Source organism: Henriciella mobilis (assembly GCF_003576315.1).
In the GTDB taxonomy this organism is placed as follows: Bacteria; Pseudomonadota; Alphaproteobacteria; order Caulobacterales; family Hyphomonadaceae; genus Henriciella; species Henriciella mobilis.
In genome coordinates, this window is record NZ_QWFZ01000020.1 from 340,722 (window position 1) to 360,289 (window position 19,568).

Below are 19,568 nucleotides of genomic sequence, written 5' to 3' on the forward strand. Positions count from 1 at the left end.
AATCGTATAGTTGCGGCACCCGCAGCTTTGCGGCAAAACGCTGCCCATGAGCCAGATTTCCCGTTCGCACGAGATGACACTTGAAGAATCCATGCTCGACATGGGCCACCGGGCGCGTACCGCATCGACCCGGCTTGCGACCCTGTCTCCCGAGCAGCGCACCGAAGGGCTTGAAGCCATGGCGAGCGCGCTCGAGGCGGCCGAGAGTCTGATCCTCGACGCAAACAAGCGGGATATGGCCGCTGCGCGGGAAAAGGGACTCACCCCCGCCATGCTGGACCGGCTGGCGCTGGATTCAGGGCGCGTGAAGTCAATTGCCAAGGCCGTCCGCGAAGTCGCCGCCCTGCCGGACCCGGTCGGTGCGGAAATCGCCCGCTGGACAGTCCCGTCCGGGCTGGACATCGCCCGCGTACGCACGCCGCTTGGAGTGATCGGCATCATCTATGAAGCCCGCCCGAACGTGACCGCTGACGCTGCCGCGCTCTGCTTGCGCTCTGGCAATGCCGCCATTCTCCGGGCCGGCAGTGAAAGCTTGCAGTCGGCCCTGGCCATCGCAACTGCCTTGCGCTCCGGCCTCAAGGGCGCTGGACTGCCGCAGGACGCAATCCAGCTGGTCAACACAACGGACCGCGATGCGGTCGGTTACATGCTGACGGGCCTGCAGGGACAGATCGACGTCATCGTTCCACGCGGCGGCAAAGGCCTGGTCTCACGCGTCCAGCAGGATGCTCGCGTGCCGGTCATCGGGCACCTTGAAGGCCTGTGCCACGCCTATGTCGACGCTGATGCCGATCCGGAAAAAACAGTCAATATCGTGCTCAATGCCAAAATGCGGCGAACCGGTGTGTGCGGCGCTCTTGAGACACTGCTGGTCAATCGCACTGTCGCCAAGACCCTCCTGCCCGCGATCGCTGCACCCTTGCGCGACGCAGGTTGCGAACTGCGCGGAGACGGTGCGGCTCGCGCGATCCTGCCGAATATGACACCGGCGACTGAAGAAGATTGGCGAACGGAATACCTCGCCCCTATCCTCTCGGTACGAATTGTCGATGACCTCGATGCCGCACTCGATCACATCGCCTATTACGGCACCGGCCACACCGAACTGATCATAACCGAAAACGCATCAACAGCTGAGCGTTTCCTCAACCAGGTCGATGCTGGCATCGTCATTCACAACGCATCGACCCAGTTTGCCGATGGCGGTGAATTTGGCATGGGGGCCGAGATCGGGATCGCGACCGGCCGCATCCATGCGCGCGGCCCTGTCGGAGCCGAGCAGCTGACCATTTTCAAATACGTCGTTCGTGGCCATGGCGAGACACGTCCCTAGTATGGCCCCTGTCTGTTGAGCTCAGCCTTTCTTCCACCCGTGCGGACGTTGCCGCCCTCCGGCACACGCCAGCGGATTGGCCTGCTTGGCGGTAGTTTCGACCCACCCCATTCAGGGCACATGCACGTCGCACAGACTGCGCTGAAGCGTCTGAAGCTGGACTGGATTTACTGGCTCCCTGCGCGCGGCAACCCGCTGAAGCAGGCACCGGCCGATTTCTACGAACGTCTGCATGCCGTGCGCGAACTGATCGGTCATCACCCGAACATGTTTGTCAGCGATTTTGAACACTGGGCCGGCGTACGCTACACGGCTGATGTGCTTGGTCACTTTATCCAACACTGTCCGCATGCGAATTTTGTCTGGCTGATGGGCGCAGACAGCCTGATGAACTTCCATGACTGGTACCGATGGCAACAGGTTGCCGAAACCCTGCCAATCTGCGTTGTATCGCGCCCCTCAGCTGGCCCACGCGCCTTGCGCTCGCCCTTCGCGCACCGTTATGCATCCTGCCGCCTGCGCGAACGGGATGCGGCTCTTTTGGCCGATTGCGAACCGCCTGCCTGGGTCTATCTGAAAGCCCCCTTCGACCGGACATCCTCGACAGAACTGCGGACTGCCGCCCAAAAACGCTAGAGGGCAAGGGCAACGCGTGCTATAAATTGGTGACTCGAGATGAAAGGAACCGAAACCCTGCCTGCTACCCACACGCAGCCACTCAAGGCCGCCACTGTCAGCGTTGACGATATCCGCGCGCTTGCCGATACCGTCATAAGCTCGCTCGAGGATGACAAGGCTGAAGACATCACTGTCATCAATCTCGAAGGTAAATCTTCTCTAGCCGATATCATGATCATTGCGTCCGGACGTTCCGCCCGGCACGTGGCCGCTATTGCCGATCACTTGGCACAAACCGTCAAGGATGCCACCGGCCGTCCGATCAAGCTGGAAGGCCTTCCCAACGCAGATTGGGTCCTGCTGGATATCGGTGACATCATCGTTCACCTGTTCCGTCCGGAAGTTCGCGCCTTCTACAATCTTGAAAAGATCTGGTCTGACGACAGCGCCCACGGCCACGCCTGAGCGCCGTCGGCTGAACGGGATCCGTGCGTATTACCATTCTTGCCGTCGGACGTTTGAAATCCGGCCCTGAAGCTGAGCTTTGCGACGACTATCTCGACCGCTTCCGCAAAGCAGGACGTGCGCTCGGGTTTCGCTCAATCGACCTGATTGAGGTCGACAGCGGCGGAGGCATGGAGGCAGAAGCCGAACGGCTTCTCGCGAAACTGCCACAAGGTGCCCACACCATCCGTCTCGACGAACATGGCCGCGAACATCGGTCCGAAGCCTTCTCGACATATATAGCCACCCTACGCGACCGCGGCGTGCCCGACCTTTGTTTCCTGATCGGTGGGGCGGAGGGCTATGGCAAGGCCATTCAGTCGGCCGTGCCGGAAACCATGGCCTTTGGGAAACAGACCTGGCCTCACCGGATGGTGCGCGCCATGCTGGCCGAGCAGCTGTACCGGGCCGTCAGCATCGAAGCCGGCCTGCCCTATCACAAGGCCTGATCCGCCATGTCCGAAGCATCCGAAAAGATACTCGCCGCCATCCGGGCACAGGCCGACCTGCATCACCAATACCTGCTTGGCCTGGAACTGATGGTCGCCACACGCGAAGGCCCGAAGATTGTCGGTGACTGGATGTTCCGGTTGTTTCGCGCCCAGCATGAAGAGAAGTTTCTCTCCAGCTTCCAGAAACTCGGCCTGGACGGTCTTCCCGACGCAGTGGCCTGCGCACGCTACCATGTCCTGTCCAACAATATGGGCGGGGTCGGCGTCGAATACATAGAAGAGAGCGAAACCAAGGCCTGGGTGCGGTTTCGCTATCCGCGCTGGATGTATGCCGGCCCCGCGATCTGCGGCGTACCGGTCGAGGCGAGCCGCGGCTTTCTGAAAGGCTGGTACGCCCAGAACGGCGTCAGCCTCAGGAATCCGAGGCTCGGCTTTGTATGCGTTTCCGAAGACATGACAGGGCAGTTCGGCCTATGCGGCTATTTCCAGGAATTCGACCAAGATCTCACGCCGGATGAGCGCCTGCAGTTCCGTCCTGACGAATCGCCGCCGCCCTACGACCCTGATGCCCAGCCAGCTCCGCCACCTGGCGAATGGAACGAGGATCGCCTCGCCAAGGCCAATCGTAATTACGCAATGGAGTACATCCGCAACGGTGTGCGGAAATTGTGCGCGGTGCTCGGGCGAGATCGTGCCCTGGAGCTTGGAAAGCTTTCAGCGCGGCTGACCGGCCTGCAGCAATACCACGCCATGGCCGCAAGCGTTGGCGCCGTCGATGGCGGTCCGGCCGAAGCGGCCGCGTTCCTGTCCGCCATGTTTGCCGGCATGGGCGACACCTGCCAGGTGATCCCGGACGGCGATCATGTCCGCATCGAACAGTCCGGCCTGCGAATCGTCCGAGGGCTGGACGAAGAGGCCCGCGAGACGTTGCTGGCCTGCTGGATCGAACTCTGGCGAGGGGCCGTGCACTCGCACCGGGCCTTCATGGATATCGAAGCACAGCCAGGTGACAACGCTCTAACCTGGTCGATTCGGGCGCGCTAAACCGAGGTTCTGTTTGACGCCCGCCGCTGCTGGCGCCAAAGCAATTGAAAACACGGATAAAGGAGGACGCAGACATGGCTGAAAAGGATCTGGCAGGACGCAAGGCACTGGTGACGGGATCGGCGACAGGCCTAGGGCGGTCGATTGCCATCAAGCTCGCCGAACGCGGCGCCGACCTCATCATCAATTGCACCCGCAGCATCAGCGAGGCTGAAGAGACGGTTGCAGCGTGCAACGAGCTTGGTGCCCAGACACAGCTCGTTCCCGCAGACGTATCGACCGAGGAAGGCTGCCGCAAACTCGCCGATGCCGCCGCCGGATGGGGCCAGCTCGACATTCTGGTCAACAATGCCGGGATAACGCGGCACGCACGGGATCACTCTGACCTCGACGCTCTCACCCGGCAGGACTTCATGGACACTTATGCCATCAATGTCGCCGGGCCGTTTCTGATGATGCAGGCCTGCAAGCCGCTGCTGGTCAAGGCGAGTGAAAATACGGGACGCGCCTCGGCTGTGCTCAATGTCTCATCAATTGCCGGCGTGACCGGAATCGGCTCTTCGGTCGCGTATGCTGCGACCAAGGGCGCACTTAACACCATGACACTGTCCCTGGCGCGCGCATTGGCGCCTCAGATACGGGTAAACGCTGTTTGCCCCGGCTTCATCGGAACGCGCTGGTTCAAGGATCGTCTTGATGAGGAACAGTACCAGCGCATGACCGAGGGAGTCGCCCGGACAACGCCGCTTGGCGTGGCGAGCGGACCCGATGACATCGCTGATTCTGCAGTGTTTTTTCTAACCGACAGCTCGCGCCACGTGACCGGCGAAACCTTGCTGGTCGATGCCGGAATGCACCTCGGATTCGCTCCCCTCAGCGCACGTTGAAACCCGAAACAGCACTTTTTACAGGCGGATTTTGCGCAGGCTGCCCGAATTTCGTGCTGCGGCGCAAAAATTACCGTCTGTACGCTGTCAAACGTAGATAAAGGCCTGCTCTCACCTCCAAATTCGCACCGTGATGAGGATGCAAAGGAGGTACTTTATGAGCAAATCATTCACACGCCTTGCTGTTATGGCAATCGCTGCAACCGTTGCTGCTGGCCCTGCACTGGCTGAGGGCGAATGGAGCGCAAACGTTGCACTGACGAGCGACTACAAGTTCCGTGGTATTTCGCAAACCGACGGCGCACCCATGGTTTCCGGTGGCTTCGACTGGGCTTCCGACTCCTTCTATGTCGGCACCTGGGCTTCGGGCGTGGACTTCGGCGACGGCACGTCGACCGAAATCGACATCTATGCCGGCTTCACACCGACCGTTGGCGTTTTCGACCTCGACATCGGTGCGATCTACTACCTTTATCCGGATGCTCCGGATGAGCCGGAACAGAACTTCGTCGAGCTTTACGCTGGCGGCAGCACCACGGTCGGCGAATTCCTCGACATTGGTGCGTCCATCGCCTACTCGCCGGAATTCTACTACGAAACCGGCCAGGCCTTCTATTACGCTCTCAGCGCTGGCGTTCCGCTGGGTGAGAGCTTCGGCCTCGACGCGACCGTCGGTTATTCCGCCGGTGACGAGGATGAAGGCTTTGTCGACTATACCGACTACTCGGTCGGCCTGACCACGTCTGCCGAAGGCTTCGATTTCGACCTTCGCTATGTCGGCACCGACCTCGACGACGATGATGGCTCCATCATCTTCACCATTGCTCGCGCAATGTAAGTCGACACCCATCTTCCCGACCGGCATTGCCCTCCTGTAATCGCCGGTCAGGAAAACAGGCCGCTGTCCGATCCGTCGGGCAGCGGTCTTTCTTTTGCCCCCAAGCTGCTCCATATCGAGTAGCAGGAGACTGGAATGGCTGATGCAGCAACAACCCCTGTAGACGCGCTGATCCCGGCGATGACGCTGCTGGCTGCCGGCGGCGCCGCTGCACTCGCGTCCAAAGCGCTGAAACTGTCTCCAATCGTTGGCTACCTCGCCGTCGGCATCCTGATCGGCCCGCACGCCTTCGGCCTGATCGAGGAAAGCGCGACAACGCACCTTCTCGCTGAACTCGGGGTTGTTTTCCTGCTGTTCGACATCGGCCTGCATGTGTCATTGCGCGAGATACGAGAGAGCGGCCGGGACCTTGTCGGTCTCGCACCTGCGCATCTCGTCTTTACCAGCGTGCCATTCACAATCGCGCTTGCCCTGTTCGGACTGGAATGGCCGGTCGCCCTGGCCCTTGGCCTGTCATTCGGCCTGTCCTCGACCGCCGTTGTCTCACGCGTGATGGCAGAACGCGGCCTCGGCTCCTGTCCGCTTGGCCGCTCGACAACGCACGTCCTCATCTTCCAGGACATCGTCGCGATCTTCCTCCTGATATTCGCGAACTCCCTGGGACAGGGCACTGATGGCATGGCGCTCGCCCTGGATCTCGCCATCGCAGCTGGCTACGCCGTCATTGCTTTCGTCATAGCCTTCGCAGCTGGCCGCTACCTGATGGGGCCGATCTTCAAGGGCCTCGCCCAGACACGCAACCAGGAAGCGTTCACCGCCGTCACCCTGCTGCTTGTGCTCGGTGCCGCTTCTGCAACAGCACAGATCGGGCTGTCCCTGACGCTTGGGGCATTCCTCGCCGGACTCGCCGTGTCGGGAACAGCGTTTCGCCACCAGGTTCAGATGGAAACGGGACCGTTCCGCGGCCTCCTCCTGTCCTTCTTCTTCATGTCGGTCGGGCTTAGCGTCGATCTCGGCGTTCTCGCATCTCATTGGCCGCTCGTCCTGGCGGGCGCTGCCGCCATTCTTGCTGTGAAGACCCTGTTCGGCTTTGCCGCCGCCCGTCTCAACAAGTGGAGCAATCCAGGGAGCGTCCAGCTGACCTTCCTTCTCGCGCAGGGATCGGAGTTTACGCTTGTTGTCCTTTCCATCCTGACCGCAACCAGCGACGCCGTCCCGCCACTGGTCGCAACGATTGCCGTCAGCGCCATCGCTCTCTCCCTTGCGGTTGCGCCTGTCTGGGCCTCCGCCGGCATGCGCCTGTCCAGAAAGGTCGCGTCAATCTTCAAGGGGCAGACGCGTCCGGTGAACGAAATCACGCCCGTCGCGCCAGACCGCCCGGTGATCATATTCGGTATGTCGCCGGCTGGGCGCCTGGCAGCCGACGCCCTGTCGGACTTTTCCATTCCGCATGTCTGCCTCGACGCCGAGCCGGAACGGTTCGTCTCGGCCATCGCGGACGGCTACAAGGTCTCCTTCGGGAATGCAGCCAATCTCCGCCTGGTCGAGGCCGTTGCCGGACCAAATCCGCGTGCGGTTGTGATTGGTGCACCGCGCTATGAGACGTCACGCGATCTCACACCTGCTGCACAGCGGGAGTTTCCCGATACGCCGCGCTTCGTTTCCGTCGACAATGAAGCCGACCGCCAGCGGTTCAGCCAGCTGGGCATGCGCGCCTGGTTGTCCATGGGCCTGCCGACCGGCATCGAGATGGCAACCGACGTGCTTCGGCAGCTCGGCGTCGACGAAGAAAAGGTCGTCGAATGGATGTCACGCGAGGCAGACCGCTTCGATGTCGACGCACCCGGCGATCAGACGGCCAGCTCAGTGGAAACCGAAGCGGCCTAGCAAAAACAAAGAAGCCAGCCCCTGGGGACTGGCTTCTTCACGAAAACACCTGGTGAAGTCTGCGCCGGCCTAGCCTGCGATGCGACGGGCGTAAGCTTCATCATCGTTGCGCTTGCGGTCACGCTTGCGTTGCGGCTGGAAGGCAACTTTCGCGTGCTCGGAACAGTACGGACCGCAATCCGACTTGCGTCCGCAGAAAGCGAATTTCGGATCGGCCGGATCGCCAATCGGCCATTTGCACATGGAGTCACGCAGCGTGAGAATGGTCGCCGCTTCCCCGTCAGCTACAGGAGCCGGCTGCAGTGCCGAGACAATCGCGTCCTGATCGGAACGGCGAATGCGGGTCTCATCGAGATTGGTCTCTGTTGCCGGCGAGACACCATCGGGCCGGATACGCGGCTTCGGACGCGCCAGGCGCGGCGGACGCTTGACCGGGCGGGATGGCGTTGCACGGCCAGACAGGCCGAGCCTGTGAACCTTGCCGATCACTGCATTGCGGGTCACCCCGCCAAGCTGCTTTGCAATCTGGCTGGCCGAGTGACCTTCTGCCCAGAGTTTCTTCAAAACCTCGACGCGTTCTTCCGTCCAAGACATGTACTTGCCTCCTGGCGCTTTGCACCCCTAGATGTTGTAGCAGCTGTTTTCAGCCACCCCCGTTAACACCTAGATATCGTATCAGCGGCGAAATGAAACACAATATCCTGATATCTCTTCTCCACAACCTTTCTATATCTAGTAGCAGTTTGTGGAAAGCTGAGAAAAATCATTCGATTCGCGTCACTTACCTATCGTCATTGTGCGATTGCGCCCCTAAATAGCGGCGATGACCGATGAGATTTCTGCAGCCGCCCGCCCACTTCCGAAGCCGCCAAGATCTTATGGCGCGATCAACTGGATCGGCCTCTGGACACTCTACAAGCGCGAGGTGGGCCGTTTCCTGAAGGTCTGGATGCAGACGCTGTTTGCGCCCGTTATCACGACACTGCTCTTCATGACTGTCTTCAAGCTTGCCTTTGGCAATCGCGGTGAGCTGACAGGCGACTTTGCCGGCCTGGACTACAATTCTTTCCTCGCGCCCGGCTTGGTCATCATGTCGATGCTGCAGAACGCTTTCCAGAACACGTCTTCATCGCTGACCATCGCCAAGGTGCAGGGCAGCCAGGTCGACTTCCTCATGCCGCCGCTTTCACCGCTCGAGCTCACGCTCGGCTTTATTTTCGGCGCTGTCACAAGAGGACTTATGGTTGGCATCATCGGTGCGCTTGCCATTCATTTCTCGGGGCTGGCCAGTCTCGACATCGCGAACATCTGGCCGGTGATCTGGTTCAGCCTGATGGCGACCATCTTCCTGGCAGCCCTTGGGGCCGTTGGCGGCATCTGGGCTGAGAAGTTCGACCACCTCGCTGCTGTTACCAATTTCGTCATCGTGCCGCTCACCTTCCTGTCCGGCACCTTCTACGACATCAAGGTGCTCGTCGAACCGTTCCAGTCAGCAGCCCATTTCGACCCGATTTTCTATCTGATCGACGGTTTCCGCGCCGGTTTCATTGGCGTGTCGAACTCAGACTTGATGGTGGGTGTGATCGCGTCCGGCGTGTTCACATTCCTCGCTGGTGTCTGGGTCTGGTGGCTGTTCCGCATCGGCTACAAGCTCAAGGCCTGACAGGACCGGCTTGACGAGCCGCGCCAAGCGCGCGCACCACACACAATATGGCAGAACTTCCCATCCTCCGTCTGGCCGATGTCGAGCTGACCTTCGGCGGCACGCCAATCTTCACAGGTGTGACGTTTACCTTGGCGAAGGGCGAGCGCGCTGCACTTGTCGGACGCAACGGCGCGGGGAAGTCGACGCTGATGCGGCTCGTCACGGGCCGGCACGAGCCGGATGCCGGGGAGCTCTGGCTGCAGCCTGGTACGGTGGTCGCCACTGTCGAACAGGAGCCTGATCTCTCGGCGTTCGACACGGTGCTCGACTATGCTAGCGAAGGCGCCGATGAAACCTGGATGGCCGAGGCAGAGCTTGGCCTGTTCGGCATCGATCCGACGGCAAGTCCGAAAACGCTTTCAGGCGGCCAGATCCGCCGGGCAGCCCTCGCCCGCGCCTTTGCGAAGGACCCCGACATCCTTTTGCTCGATGAGCCGACAAACCATCTCGATGTGCCGATGATCGAGACGCTGGAAGAACGCCTCAAATCCTTTCCTGGCGCGGTCTTGCTGGTCAGTCACGACCGGCGTTTCCTGGAAAACGTCACGACGACGACCCTCTGGCTGCGGCAGGGCAAGGTCTGGAAGTCGCCGCGCGGCTATGCCGACTTCGACGACTGGGCAGCCGGCATCGAGGCCGAAGAGGAAAAGCAGCTGCAGCGCATGAAGACGCAGCTGAAGGAGGAGCAGCACTGGCTCGCCCGCGGCGTGACCGCACGGCGCAAGCGGAACATGGGCCGGCTGGCCCGGCTGCATGAGCTGCGGTCCCAGCACGCAAAACAGAAGTCGTTGCTAAACGAGAGCAAGTCCACGGCCGGCCTCTCGGCCGAAAGCGGCGACAGCCAGAGCCGCAAGGTGCTGGAAGCCTTCGGCCTGTCAAAGGCGTTCGGCGACACAATCATCGTTGATGACCTGTCACTGCGTATCCTGAAGGGCGACCGCATCGGCATTGTCGGACCCAATGGTGTCGGCAAGACGACGTTGCTCAAGCTCCTGCTAGGGGAAATCGCGCCGGACAAGGGCTCGGTAAAACTCTCCCAGGCCCTCACCGTGACCTATCTGGACCAGACGCGGGAAACCCTGAAACCAAGCGATACGCTGTGGGAGGCGCTCGCGCCTGCTGGCGGTGACGCGATCATGGTGCAAGGCAAGTCGAAGCATGTCGCCGCCTACGCCAAGGACTTCCTGTTCTCGCCTGAACAGCTGCGCCAGCCCGTCTCGGCCCTGTCCGGCGGTGAGCGCAACCGGCTGACCCTCGCCATCGCGCTTGCAAAACCCGCTGACGTTCTGGTCCTCGACGAACCGACCAATGATCTGGACATGCAGACGCTCGACCTTCTGGAGGAGATGCTTAGCGAGTTTGACGGCACGCTGATCCTGGTCAGCCACGACCGCGCCTTCCTCGATGCGATTGTCACCTCCTGCCTGGTGCCGATGGGCAAGGGAAAATGGGTCGAAACGGCAGGCGGGTGGAGCGATGCCGCGCAGCAGGTGCCATCGCTGACCTCCCGCAAGGCCGCCGCGCCACCGCCGCAGGACAAACCCAAGGCCCAGGCGCCCGCTCACACCCCCAAACGTGAAGCCAAACTCTCTTTCAAGGACCAGCACCGGCTAAAGGAAGTCGAAGCCGCTCTGCCTCGCCTGGAAGCGGAAATTGCAGACCTCGAGAAACAACTGGGCGATCCCGACTTGTTCAGCGCGGACCCGAAAAAGTTCGAGCAACTGACCGGGCGCCTGAATAAAGCGCGGGCAGACCTTGATAAGGCTGAGGAAGACTGGCTGGAGATCGAGGCGCTGAAAGAAGAGATCGCCGCCAAGGGCTGACGCCTAACCCATCCTTAAGGGCTGGACTGATAAATCGGGAGACCGGTTTGGTCTGAAAGCGCGCGTAAATGTCCCTGAAGATCCGTACCCTTGCATCCTTTTCGATGCTGGCCTTGGCAATCCTGCCAGCAGCAGCGGACGGTAACGGGCCGGCCCGTGAGAGAGATACATACCGCCCGGCTGGAACCTATGCGACCTTGCGAGGCTCGACGCCTGACGCCTGCGCGGCGACCTGCGAAAGTGATGCGCAATGCCGTGCCTGGTCACTGACGCCGCCGACCTTCCGGGCCGGGCCGAAGTGTGAACTGAAGTCGGTCGACGGCCCGCCTGTCGAACGCGTCGCCGCCATCTCAGGCATTGTGAAGCGATCGAGCGCCCCAGTCAGCGTGGCCTACACGCCCCCGCCCCCCTCACAGCCGCAAGCGGCCGAAGCCCGCCCGCCTGTCGCACAGCCTGCCGCGCCAAGACCCGCGCCGACGGGTAGTATCCAGCAGCAACGAATGGATGAACCGGATCGCCGGCCACTGCCCGCTCAGCCGGCTTCGATCGGTGATGCCGACCGGCCTTGGCCTGGCTTGCGCCGCAGCGAGGAGTCGGGAACCTACACGCTGCCGCCGGAAGGCACGCGGCCACTGCCAAGGCGCCGCCAGGACGGCATTCCGGTGTATTCGGTCCAGCACCTGGAAACGCTTCCAGCCGACTACAAGGACAATGCGGGGCTGCAGGGCCGCCTGCCATCCGGTCAGCTTCCCGAAGAGGCCGAAACCGAAGATTCTGAAAATTGAGGCCTAGGCGGGCGCGCTTGTCTTGAGAGCAAGGGCGTGCAGCTCGCCGCCCATCTTTCCCTTCAGCGCGGCATAGACCATCTGGTGCTGCTTGACGCGCGAGACGCCTTTGAACTGCTCCGACACGATTTCCGCCTGCCAGTGATCATTGTCTCCAGCAAGGTCGGTGAGCGTGATCTCTGCGTCCGGGAACGCTTCCTTGAGATGCGTTTCAAGTGTTGCACGATCCATGGCCATCGGCTGTCTCCTTCGGCTGGCACATGGCGTTCAATCTCTCTAGGGTCAAGCCAGTTCCTGTGGAGGCCTTCCCGATGATCCGATCCCTCTTCGCTGCTATGCTCTTGCTGGCTGCCTGTTCGAATGCGCCAGCGGCAGAGCAGGCCCCTGCCGCGCCGGTCGAACCGGCCGGATACCAGGCGGCGTATCATGATGCCGGACGCGCCATCGCCAATCTCGAAACGCTCTCATCGGACGAATTCGAGGGACGCCGTACAGGCGAGCCCGGCAACCTGAAAGCGCAGGCCCTGATCGTGGAGCAATTGCAGGCACTGGGCGTCGACCCGTACTTCGATAATGGCTACCAGGCGCCCTTCGCCGCAGGCCGGTTCGACCAGCCGAACCTGGAAGTGCGCGGCACAAACCTGATCGCCTCTATTGAAGGCAACCTCGGCGCGGATGCGCCGGTCATTGTGATGTCCGCCCACTACGATCATCTCGGCATGGATGGCGGCGAAATCTACAACGGCGCCGACGACAACGCGTCCGGCGTGGCCGCCCTGCTGGAGACGGCAGCCTGGTTCAAGGCCAATCCGCCCGAAAGCACAATTGTCTTCGTCTTTTTTGATGCCGAGGAGCGAGGCATTACCGGATCGGCCTATTTCGTCCAGGCCATGCCGGAAACGCTGAAGGACCGTCTGGCCCTGAACCTCAACCTCGACATGGTCGCGCGCGCCGACAAGGGCGAGCTTTATGCCGTGGGCGGCTATCACTATCCTGACCTCGTCCCGCTGATCGACAGTGTCGCGGAAGGCGCGCCAATCACGCTGAAGCGCGGCCATGACAGTCCGGAATGGGGCGAGCAGGACTGGTCGCTACAGTCCGATCACGCCCCCTTTCTGCGCGCCGGTATCCCGATCATCTATCTCGGTGTCGAGGATCATCCCGACTATCACCAACCAAGCGACACTTTCGACAAGATCGACCCGGTCACGTTTGCGCGCTGTGTCGATACCGTGATCCTGATGGCCGAGGCCGCCGACCAGTGGGTGGCCGAGCAATAGGGACGAGGTGCGATAGAAGGAAACCGGAAAGGTTTTCGTAACCTATCGGCGGATCATGCGCACACTGTTGAAGATGCTGCAGTTCATTCCGATTTTTTCCGTCACTCCACAGCCTCAAAAGCCGAGAACACTTGCAGAACATCCTATTGTTTGACGGAAAAATTTGTGCCCATATCCCGGCCATGAAAAAGCTACTTCCCGCCCTGCTTCTTCTCGCCGCCTGCGCTCCGGAGTCGACTTCGTCCCTCTACTGGTCGGACGGTGACAGCGGGCGGCTCAACGGTCAGGACTTCCGGCTTCACGGGGTCGACGCGCCAGAAACGGGCGGTGTCGGTGCCTATGGCGGAGCCGAATGCGAGCATGAGCGAGAGCTGGGCTACGAGGCGAAGGAAGAGGTCGTCGAGTTCACGCGCGGCAAGTTTGCCTATTTCGGCAAGGAGTATGGCGAGGACCGATACGGACGCCTTGTCGTGGATCTCTTTGTCGATGGCCGAAACGTCGGCGACGAGATGGTCGGACGCGGCGTCCTGAGGCGCTGGGACTATGATGGCGGTGATCCGAAGCCGGCGTGGTGCAGTGGGCGATGATGTGCCTTCCGCGCCGCGGGGCGTAAACCATTTGTTAATGCAACTGCAACGTTGCGCGCGCAACACTCCGAACCATCCCTCTTGCCGAGAAGAACAAATTCGGAAAGCTTGAGGGGTGAGCCCGCACCGATTTGCGTTGGAAGGCGATCAGTACGGGCTCTTGTATCAATCCCCGAGGGGGCTTGGCGACTAGCGCCTCCACCAGACTGGTGAAAGCCGCCAAGCCGGTCAAGTCCTCTCGGTCTGCGCCATGAGAGGAAAAAATGGCAGAGCACAACCTTCACATTTCCTACGACCTGTACTCACCAGGGCAGAAATACGACGCTATCAAAAAGGTGCTGGAGAGGCTCGGCGTTCCCGCCAAGGTCCACTATTCATTCTGGTACCTCAAAAGCCCGTACACGCCAAAAGAAGTCGGAGAAGCTATCTGGAGCGTGATGGACCAGAATGACAGCCTCTACGTCGTCGATGCTGCGACGAACGTTGCCTACTGGTTCAACGTCAACGACTTCACCGAGCAGCGGATCCAGAGGAACTGGAACCAATAAGACGGTTGTGCATGTTTTGTTCTTGGTGTTTACACACGCCATGAGCGACTTGCGCACCACTATTTATGTTGCAATCCGGTCCGCACCAAAGCGCGTGCGGGCCGGCCTTCGGGACCGGAATCCAACCATCGGCGATCGAGCGGCATCCGAGCTTGCGGAGATCGTGGAGAAGGCGGTTCAGCGTCACTTGGACTCTAAAACGCGCAAGGTTCAGCCTCCCGCCCCATCGGTTGGCGGCTGGGCCAACGACTAGCGGCGCGGCCGCCGGTGGATCGTCAGGACCAGCCAGACCAGGAAGACCACTGCCGCAGCCAACGCGCCGGCGAGCTGAGAGGTCACCCGTGCTCCTCTACCCATGCAAGGACGTCGGCCTTTGTGACCGGTGGCCGCTCGGCGTCGAGAGCATGTAGCCCCGCCATGAGTGCCCCCTTCAGGCTCCCATAGGTCTGCGCGTGCCGCTCCAGGAGGCGCAACTCATCATCGGAAAACCGGAATACCGACGCTTTTGATTTCGGCGGGTCGCACTCCTCAAAACCCATCCGAGAGATCGTCTCATGGGCGTCTTCGACACTCAACTCGAACCATTCGGCGTTTCGCCGGAAGCCTGCGAGCTTTGCATGCACCGCCGCCTCTGCAGATGCCGGATCGTCCCCTAATCGATAGGTCCTTTTGAGGTTGAGCGGCACCTTCCATTGAGTCGCAACAGAGGCACGGCGATCAACTGGCGAGTGCGAATAGCCAATCTTGATCGCATCAGGTGCTTCCATGATGTAGAGGTAGCTGTTCATTTTTGCTGCTCCACCCACGCCATAACATCGGCTTTTGTGACTGGCTGTCTCTCCCCTTTGAGCGAGCGGAGCCCGGCCATCAGAGCGGCTTTGTAACTGCCATACTCTTCCTTCAGTTGATCCAGGAGTTCGGCCTCTTCAGGCGTGAACCTAAACGAACGGGGGACATAATCGGTGCTCATGAAAAATATGTAGTGCATTGCAAACTTTTTTGCAATACCCCATTGACCATGCACTACGTATGCACTACATTAACCCTATCAGAACAGGAAAGGACACTCTGATGACAGCAACGACCATCATGATTTCCCTGGTCGCCTTCACAATCGGGACCGCGTTTTTCGAGGCGCTTTTCGAGGAGAAGAAAAAGTAAGTCCCGGCCCCACTTCGCGTCATGGCGGTGGGGTTTCGGGGTGCCGGGTGACCGGCCAAACCGAAGGACCTGAAATGACTGGAACACTTCTCTTCGGCGCTATCCTCGTCGTTCTCACCGTTGCCGGTGGTCTCGCAGGAATCAAGCGCCGCTAACCGCCTCGCCCGGACCCGCTTTCTAGCGGGCCGGGTTTTGAGGTGAGAGGGGTCGCATCCCTCTCGGCTCTTTGACATTCAATGGAGTTTCGAATGACGAAACAACCTACCAGCGCCGGGGTGGCCGGCGCAACACTGATCCTGATAGCAGGTGCCGTCCTGCTTGCGGTCACCGCGGGATTTGCCTTCGTCTCCGGCCTTTACTGGCATGTGAGGCTGGCCGATCAGCCGGATGCGGTACGCTGGGGCCTGATTGGGCTTTCCGTCGCCGTGTCCTTCGCCGGCGCTTTCGGAGCGATCGCTGCGGGCATCAAGCGCAATGCTGCGATGTTCGTCGGGGCCTTCATCTTCATGGGGCTCGATTGCGTCCAGAACGCCTACGGGCTGCAAGAGCTGGATCGGCTGACGAATGGGGCGACAGAGGCCCAGGCTCGCTACGACGCGATGCTGGACAAGCTGGTCTCCCTGCCCAATCCGAGCGCGACGGGGGAGATCCGAAACAAGGACACCTACCTGGACACGCAGGAAAAGCTTGGCGAGAATATCACCCTGCTGAAGACCGAACTCGAAGCATCGGAAACGACCCGCTTCGAACTCTGGCAGGTCATGTCGGCCTTCGCGGCCGCTCAGTTCGCCCTGCTGATGCTTTTTGGCGGACTGGGACGCACACACCGCCCCGAACCGCAGGAATCGCCCCAGCGCGTCCCTGTGCCCCAAGGCAAGAACGTCCATGTCTTCAAACCGAAGGTGATGGACGAACGGGATCAGAAAGCGTGGGCCAAGGTCAAAGCGAGGTCTCGCGCATAAAAAAGAGCCCCCAGCCGCAAGGCCGGGGGCTTTTTCATGCCTGAAATGTCGGTGGCCTTACTGGTCTTCGCCGTCTCTCTTCCGGCGCTTTGCCGCGTTGAGAACGTCCTCCAGCGCTTCGCGCAACGTCTTTCCATGCAGCCAGAGCAAGGTTGTCGGCGCGGTGATGGCGGCCAGCAGGACAGCGACGGGCACGAGATCGGCCGGAAACCAGCTCACCCGCAGAAGAGCCCAGCCGACCGCTGGCGCAAACAGCACACCCGAAAAGGCCAGGCGCGGCTTTCTCTGCCATTCGCTCAGGACCAGGTACCCGGCCCCGACCGCGGCGCAGGCGAGGAAGAACATTTCGCCCAGCTGCTGTAGCAGGTGTTTCATTCTTGAGGCTCCGGCTTGTTGATTGCGCCTGATCTGAGGGCCGCGTGGAAACCGATGACCGCCATGCCGGCGGCGAAGTGGGCTGCCAGCCAGCGAAGCGAGGTCAGTGTCCCCAGCCGGTCGCCGGAACGGGCAATCAGGTATTCGATGTTGAGAGTCGCCATGGCGATGCCGCCCATGGTCGAGACCACGGCAGCAAAGAACCAGACATGTTTGACGCCATTGTCAGCTGGCCATTCATACCGGCGCAGACAGAGCAGCGCGAGAAGGTAGCCGCCGAGGATCCTCGCCGCTTTTACAGCGCGGAACGGCGCACGGGCATGCAGCGCCGACAGGGCGTCGAGCCCGCTGAGGGCGACGAAAAGGTAGACGACTATGATGATGAACTGCGTAAGGTCGTGGACCATCGCGATCATTTTTCACCTCCGCTTGGAGAGAAACGCAGCCGGGCAGACAGCCCCCATGCCCCTGCCCGGCTGCTCCCTGACGCCTGCCTATCAGGCGTCGGCGGGCGTCAAAGCTGGGCTTTGAGCTTTTCGGTGTTGACCGAGATCTCCGCAGAGTTGGCCTTCAGCCGCTCGAGCTGCGCATCCAGCGCGGCCGCGTCGACCTGGCCCTTCTCGTCGATGATCTGCTGCAGGAGATCGGCCGCTTCCTGGACGGCGGCGGCCATGTCCTCGTCGAGCTGGAGCCCAAGCCGCGTGTAGCGGGTGGCGCTCTCGACGATTTCGAGGGCGGTGTCGATCACCTTGTTCTGGCCCTCGAAGATTCGAGCGACAGTAACCGCGCGATCGATCATCGTCAGCCAGGCGGAAAGATTGATAGCCATGGGAATATCCTTTCAGGATAGGAGGTTTTTTTGGTGGGTTGGCGTTGGCGGCGCGCAGCCGCCAGACCTTCGGGGCTAGATCTCGCCGAGCTGGTCGAAGATCGGCTTCGCGGCCGCCCATTTGTCGGTGAGCGTGCCATAGGCAGCCGCCGCTTCGATCAGCAGCGTCTGGGGTGGCGGCACACCTTCAGCCTCGTAGCGGACGACCTCACCGTGCAGGTAAACAAAGGCATCGATCGCCCGGTTGAGGGCCTGGGCGACCGGCGCGGCCTTCGCCTCGATCTCGCCGGCCTTGATCGCGGCCTTGATAAGGGCCTCGTCGCCAGAGCCGTCAGCGGCTTCCTGCAGGCTGATCACGCTTTGCTGGGCCACTTCATAGCCGAGCAGGCCTGCAAAGGCCTCACAGGCCACGCGGTTGCCCGTGCGGGCGATTTCCGAGGCTTCCGCCGTCTCGGTTGGCAGGGTCTCGCACGCCGCCGAGATGTCGGCGACCGGCGGCAGGCCGACTTTCGAGCGTACATCGTTGAGCTGTGTACAGGCGACGCAGGACGCGAGGCCGAGCACGAGGATGCCAAACAGCATCGCATATTTGATAGGTGACATGGGGAGTTTCCTTTCGGGGTTTCAGTCACAAAAAAGCCCGCCTGCCTGATGGCGGACGGGGTCGGCAGACCGGCCGATGCAGGGCCGGGCATTCGGGGTGGGTCAGGGATGAATCTCGAAGTGGGGGCCGTCGATAAATGCAGACCGTCCAAGCGAGCGGCGATGATCGACATAGGCGTTGACGCGAGCTTCCAACTCGGCAGCAGTCGGCGGGAGGTCTTCGCCTTCGTCGACCAGCCAAAGCCAGTCCCCGCCCCAGCGAATGCGCACGCCCAGAGAGTGCGCCGCGTAGGCCATGGCGGCGGCGACCGGGTGAATAAGCGGCCACTCCCAGCGCAGCTTGCCGTTGACATACGGCACGAGGTCCACGGCATGGCCGTAGCCGTCCGGCTGGGTCAGGTGCTTCGAGTTCAACGTCTTTGAAGCACCGCGCGCGACCATCTCACGCTGTTCTGCGGGAGACCGGATTCCATCATGGACACTGAAGTCCTGTGTCGTTACCGCAATAGCTTTCTCAACGCATTTGACGAGCTCCGGGTGCACACCGGTAAGCTCAGAGCGCGAACGCGATCCGAGTTTGAAGCCTGACATTTGGGGCTGGTCCTGTTCTGGTTTCCGGGCAGAAAAAAGCCGCCCGAAGGCGGCGAGCGGAAACAGGATGGGGGCTAAGAGGCGCATGGCTATTCTGCCGGTGTATCTTCTTCGACCGGGTCAGCGGCTGGCAGGGTCGCAATCACCGCTGCCAGCGTTCCCGGGTAATCGATCCCGCCGCGTGCTGCCCATGCATTTTCATTGCAAAGCCGGATTGATCCTGCAAGCAGTTCGCGGGCGCTTTGATCCATGCTGGCGCCATCTGCATCAAAGACCGGATGCAGCGCCGCGATGGCCTTGTGGCAGCGCTCTACCACGGACGGATGAGCCGCCGCCGCAATGAGCGCCTGCTGCGTTTCGGTCGACAGCGATGAGCTGGCCGCATAGGCGACTGCGTTCAGCTTGTCGGTGACCGCCTGAATTGTCTGCGGATATGTCATTGTGCGGCCTCGTGGATGGCGGTGAGGCGGGGGTCATTCACGCTTTCCACGCCGCTTTCGATGGCCTCGGCCACACAGCGCTTGGTGTCCGCCTTGCGGTGACGGTAGGTGTAGGCGTGGTCGGTATGCTCGCAGGCGCGCTCGGCAGCGATGCGCAGCGTGTCGTAGGCCTTCTGTGCCGTCTCGGCGTTGTAGACCTCCGGAACGATCACGGACTGGCTTACAGTCTCACGGTCGCGGATATCGGCGGACGCGCACGCACAGGTGAGCGCCGCCGCCAGGATAAGGGCAGGCGTTTTCATCGGGTTTCCTTTCG

General features: G+C 61.2%; 26 protein-coding genes. 15 read left to right on the forward strand and 11 right to left on the reverse strand.

The window, feature by feature from the left end; all coding sequences use genetic code 11:
• Positions 1-46: 46 nt before the first annotated feature.
• The 8 genes from D1227_RS12505 (at position 47) to D1227_RS12540 (ending at position 7,563) form a co-directional block, all read left to right on the forward strand.
• Positions 47-1,333 (forward strand): glutamate-5-semialdehyde dehydrogenase, encoded by a 1,287-nt coding sequence (locus D1227_RS12505; RefSeq protein ID WP_233349754.1) that lies wholly within the window; start codon positions 47-49, stop codon positions 1,331-1,333.
• Positions 1,334-1,372: 39 nt separating this feature from the next.
• Complete coding sequence (gene nadD / locus D1227_RS12510; RefSeq protein ID WP_267896854.1) at positions 1,373-1,969, forward strand: nicotinate (nicotinamide) nucleotide adenylyltransferase; 597 nt, start codon at positions 1,373-1,375, stop codon at positions 1,967-1,969.
• Positions 1,970-2,008: 39 nt separating this feature from the next.
• On the forward strand, positions 2,009-2,416 hold the full coding sequence (gene rsfS, locus D1227_RS12515; RefSeq protein ID WP_119374715.1) for a ribosome silencing factor: 408 nt from the start codon (positions 2,009-2,011) through the stop codon (positions 2,414-2,416).
• 23 nt (positions 2,417-2,439) lie between these two features.
• On the forward strand, positions 2,440-2,904 hold the full coding sequence (gene rlmH, locus D1227_RS12520; protein WP_119374714.1) for a 23S rRNA (pseudouridine(1915)-N(3))-methyltransferase RlmH: 465 nt from the start codon (positions 2,440-2,442) through the stop codon (positions 2,902-2,904).
• A gap of 6 nt (positions 2,905-2,910) precedes the next feature.
• The gene (locus D1227_RS12525) at positions 2,911-3,951 is read left to right on the forward strand and encodes a hypothetical protein (protein ID WP_119404918.1); all 1,041 of its coding nucleotides are present in this window, start codon (positions 2,911-2,913) and stop codon (positions 3,949-3,951) included.
• Positions 3,952-4,025: 74 nt separating this feature from the next.
• Entirely contained in the window at positions 4,026-4,838 is an 813-nt protein-coding gene (locus tag D1227_RS12530; RefSeq protein ID WP_119404919.1) for an SDR family NAD(P)-dependent oxidoreductase, read from the forward strand.
• Positions 4,839-4,995: 157 nt separating this feature from the next.
• Positions 4,996-5,676 (forward strand): TorF family putative porin, encoded by a 681-nt coding sequence (locus D1227_RS12535; protein ID WP_233349767.1) that lies wholly within the window; start codon positions 4,996-4,998, stop codon positions 5,674-5,676.
• A gap of 135 nt (positions 5,677-5,811) precedes the next feature.
• Complete coding sequence (locus D1227_RS12540; RefSeq protein WP_119404920.1) at positions 5,812-7,563, forward strand: cation:proton antiporter domain-containing protein; 1,752 nt, start codon at positions 5,812-5,814, stop codon at positions 7,561-7,563.
• 69 nt (positions 7,564-7,632) lie between these two features.
• Here the strand turns inward: D1227_RS12540 and D1227_RS12545 are convergent, their stop codons facing one another.
• Complete coding sequence (locus tag D1227_RS12545; protein WP_119374710.1) at positions 7,633-8,157, reverse strand: GcrA family cell cycle regulator; 525 nt, start codon at positions 8,155-8,157, stop codon at positions 7,633-7,635.
• Positions 8,158-8,386: 229 nt separating this feature from the next.
• On the opposite strand from D1227_RS12545, the gene D1227_RS12550 reads away from it, so the two are divergent.
• From D1227_RS12550 to D1227_RS12560, 3 genes are all read left to right on the forward strand, one after another.
• Positions 8,387-9,226 (forward strand): ABC transporter permease, encoded by an 840-nt coding sequence (locus D1227_RS12550; RefSeq protein ID WP_119404921.1) that lies wholly within the window; start codon positions 8,387-8,389, stop codon positions 9,224-9,226.
• 47 nt (positions 9,227-9,273) lie between these two features.
• Positions 9,274-11,091 (forward strand): ABC-F family ATP-binding cassette domain-containing protein, encoded by a 1,818-nt coding sequence (locus D1227_RS12555; protein WP_119374708.1) that lies wholly within the window; start codon positions 9,274-9,276, stop codon positions 11,089-11,091.
• A gap of 68 nt (positions 11,092-11,159) precedes the next feature.
• The gene (locus D1227_RS12560) at positions 11,160-11,876 is read left to right on the forward strand and encodes a PAN/Apple domain-containing protein (protein WP_119404922.1); all 717 of its coding nucleotides are present in this window, start codon (positions 11,160-11,162) and stop codon (positions 11,874-11,876) included.
• Between the two features lie 3 nt (positions 11,877-11,879).
• Here the strand turns inward: D1227_RS12560 and D1227_RS12565 are convergent, their stop codons facing one another.
• The gene (locus D1227_RS12565; protein ID WP_119374706.1) at positions 11,880-12,113 is read right to left on the reverse strand and encodes a BolA family protein; all 234 of its coding nucleotides are present in this window, start codon (positions 12,111-12,113) and stop codon (positions 11,880-11,882) included.
• 74 nt (positions 12,114-12,187) lie between these two features.
• On the opposite strand from D1227_RS12565, the gene D1227_RS12570 reads away from it, so the two are divergent.
• The 3 genes from D1227_RS12570 (at position 12,188) to D1227_RS12580 (ending at position 14,291) form a co-directional block, all read left to right on the forward strand.
• Complete coding sequence (locus tag D1227_RS12570) at positions 12,188-13,156, forward strand: M20/M25/M40 family metallo-hydrolase (RefSeq protein ID WP_158586645.1); 969 nt, start codon at positions 12,188-12,190, stop codon at positions 13,154-13,156.
• 182 nt (positions 13,157-13,338) lie between these two features.
• The gene (locus D1227_RS12575; RefSeq protein ID WP_119404291.1) at positions 13,339-13,743 is read left to right on the forward strand and encodes a thermonuclease family protein; all 405 of its coding nucleotides are present in this window, start codon (positions 13,339-13,341) and stop codon (positions 13,741-13,743) included.
• Between the two features lie 263 nt (positions 13,744-14,006).
• Positions 14,007-14,291 carry a hypothetical protein gene (locus D1227_RS12580; protein ID WP_119404290.1) on the forward strand — a complete coding sequence of 95 codons (285 nt, stop codon included), beginning with the start codon at positions 14,007-14,009 and terminating at the stop codon, positions 14,289-14,291.
• A gap of 335 nt (positions 14,292-14,626) precedes the next feature.
• Here D1227_RS12580 and D1227_RS12590 read toward each other — a convergent pair whose 3' ends face one another.
• Positions 14,627-15,079 (reverse strand): GIY-YIG nuclease family protein, encoded by a 453-nt coding sequence (locus tag D1227_RS12590; protein WP_119404289.1) that lies wholly within the window; start codon positions 15,077-15,079, stop codon positions 14,627-14,629.
• Positions 15,076-15,279 (reverse strand): hypothetical protein, encoded by a 204-nt coding sequence (locus D1227_RS12595; RefSeq protein ID WP_119404288.1) that lies wholly within the window; start codon positions 15,277-15,279, stop codon positions 15,076-15,078. Before D1227_RS12595 ends, D1227_RS12590 begins: the two co-directional genes overlap by 4 nt.
• A 421-nt stretch (positions 15,280-15,700) precedes the next feature.
• On the opposite strand from D1227_RS12595, the gene D1227_RS12600 reads away from it, so the two are divergent.
• The gene (locus D1227_RS12600) at positions 15,701-16,414 is read left to right on the forward strand and encodes a hypothetical protein (protein WP_119455251.1); all 714 of its coding nucleotides are present in this window, start codon (positions 15,701-15,703) and stop codon (positions 16,412-16,414) included.
• Positions 16,415-16,471: 57 nt separating this feature from the next.
• Here the strand turns inward: D1227_RS12600 and D1227_RS12605 are convergent, their stop codons facing one another.
• From D1227_RS12605 to D1227_RS12635, 7 genes are all read right to left on the reverse strand, one after another.
• A complete protein-coding gene (locus tag D1227_RS12605; protein ID WP_119404286.1) occupies positions 16,472-16,789 on the reverse strand; it encodes a hypothetical protein in 318 nt (105 codons plus the stop codon).
• On the reverse strand, positions 16,786-17,205 hold the full coding sequence (locus D1227_RS12610) for a hypothetical protein (RefSeq protein WP_119404285.1): 420 nt from the start codon (positions 17,203-17,205) through the stop codon (positions 16,786-16,788). The genes D1227_RS12605 and D1227_RS12610 overlap by 4 nt, the downstream gene beginning before the upstream one ends.
• 98 nt (positions 17,206-17,303) lie before the next feature.
• Entirely contained in the window at positions 17,304-17,618 is a 315-nt protein-coding gene (locus D1227_RS12615) for a hypothetical protein (RefSeq protein WP_119404284.1), read from the reverse strand.
• Between the two features lie 75 nt (positions 17,619-17,693).
• Positions 17,694-18,221, reverse strand: coding sequence for a hypothetical protein (locus tag D1227_RS12620; RefSeq protein ID WP_119404283.1), 528 nt, complete (start codon positions 18,219-18,221; stop codon positions 17,694-17,696).
• Between the two features lie 102 nt (positions 18,222-18,323).
• Positions 18,324-18,899: a M15 family metallopeptidase gene (locus D1227_RS12625; protein WP_233349769.1), complete on the reverse strand. Its 576-nt coding sequence runs from the start codon at positions 18,897-18,899 to the stop codon at positions 18,324-18,326.
• A 2-nt stretch (positions 18,900-18,901) separates the two neighbouring features.
• Positions 18,902-19,252, reverse strand: a complete 351-nt coding sequence (locus tag D1227_RS12630; RefSeq protein WP_119404282.1) for a hypothetical protein — start codon at positions 19,250-19,252, stop codon at positions 18,902-18,904.
• On the reverse strand, positions 19,249-19,554 hold the full coding sequence (locus D1227_RS12635) for a hypothetical protein (protein WP_119404281.1): 306 nt from the start codon (positions 19,552-19,554) through the stop codon (positions 19,249-19,251). Before D1227_RS12635 ends, D1227_RS12630 begins: the two co-directional genes overlap by 4 nt.
• Positions 19,555-19,568 lie beyond the last annotated feature (14 nt).